The organism is Burkholderia sp. Bp8963 (genome assembly GCF_003854275.1).
Lineage (GTDB): Bacteria > Pseudomonadota > Gammaproteobacteria > Burkholderiales > Burkholderiaceae > Burkholderia.
Map to the genome: position 1 here is coordinate 1 of NZ_QTQP01000135.1, position 1524 is coordinate 1524.

The 1524-nt window shown below is 67.9% G+C and carries 2 protein-coding genes; one reads left to right on the top strand and one right to left on the bottom strand.

What is annotated here, in order from left to right:
• On the top strand, window positions 1-725 hold a 725-nt coding region (locus DID96_RS37625), incomplete at its 5' end, for an aldehyde dehydrogenase family protein (protein WP_124604366.1).
• Between the two features lie 103 nt (window positions 726-828).
• Here DID96_RS37625 and DID96_RS37630 read toward each other — a convergent pair.
• Window positions 829-1524 (bottom strand): methyl-accepting chemotaxis protein (locus DID96_RS37630; RefSeq protein WP_260464176.1); only part of this gene is annotated, 696 nt, incomplete at its 5' end.

The following is a 1524-nucleotide window of genomic DNA, read 5'->3' on the forward strand; positions in this document are numbered from 1 at the left end:
TGGCGCAGTGCGCGCCGACGGTCAAGAAGGTGTCGCTGGAGCTGGGCGGCAACGCGCCGTTCATCGTGTTCGACGACGCCGATCTCGACGCGGCCGTGCAGGGCGCGATCGCATCGAAGTATCGCAACAGCGGCCAGACCTGCGTGTGCACGAACCGCTTCTACGTGCATGAAGCCGTGTACGACCAGTTCGCGGAGAAGCTCGCGGCAGCCGTCGGCCAGTTGAAGGTCGGGCGCGGCACCGAGCCGGGCGTCACGCAAGGTCCGCTGATCAACGAAGCGGCCGTGCTGAAGGTCGAGGCGCACATCGAGGACGCGCTCGCGAAGGGTGCGACCGTCGTGACGGGCGGCAAGCGCCATGCGCTCGGCCACGGCTTCTTCGAGCCGACCGTGCTGACGGGCGTCACGCCCGCGATGAAGGTTGCGAAGGACGAGACGTTCGGCCCGCTCGCGCCGCTGTTCAAGTTCAGCAGCGACGACGAAGTGATCCGGTTCGCGAACGACACCGAGTTCGGTCTTGCCGCGTACTTCTACAGCCGCGACATCGGTCGCGTGTGGAAGGTCGCCGAAGCGCTCGAATACGGGATGGTCGGCGTGAATACGGGCCTGATCTCGAACGAAGTCGCGCCGTTCGGCGGTGTGAAGCAATCGGGCCTCGGCCGCGAAGGCTCGCACTACGGGATCGACGATTACGTCGTGATCAAGTACCTCTGTCTCGCTGTCTGACCGCTTGAGGCCTGCGCCCGCTCGAAGCGGGAACAGGCCCTGGCCGCCCGGCCGGAAAACCGGGCGGCCTGACGCGGGCCGGCGCCTCTCCGCCGCGCCCGCGTCACCTGAACACGTTCACCGCTTCCACCAACCGCGTCGCCTGCTGCTTCAGGCTCTCCGACGCCGCCGTGCTCTGCTCGACGAGCGCCGCGTTCTGCTGCGTGATGTTGTCGAGATGCACAACCGCCTGGTCGACCTGTGCAACGCCGCTGCTCTGCTCCACCGTCGACGAGCTGATTTCCGCGATCAGGTCCGATACGCGCTTCACCTGCGTGACGATGTCCTCCATCGTCTTGCCCGCATCGTCGACGATCCGCGCGCCCGACTCGACCCGTTCGACGCTTGCGCCGATCAGCGTCTTGATCTCCTTCGCCGCGTTCGCGCTGCGCTGCGCGAGCGCCCGCACCTCGCCCGCGACAACCGCGAAGCCGCGCCCCTGGTCGCCCGCCCGCGCGGCCTCGACCGCCGCGTTCAGCGCGAGGATGTTGGTCTGGAACGCGATCCCGTCGATCACGCCGATGATGTCCGAGATCTTGCGCGAGCTCGCGGTGATGTCGTTCATCGTCGTGACGACCTCCGATACGGCCTGCCCGCCGCGCTCGGCTGCGTCGCTCGCGGAGACCGACAGCCGGTTCGCCTGCACCGCCGTCTCCGCGTTGCTCGATACGGTCGCCGTCATCTCCGCCATCGACGCCGCCGTCTGCTGCACGCTCGACGCGGCCTGCTCGGTGCGCGCGCTCAGGTCGTTGTTGCCCTG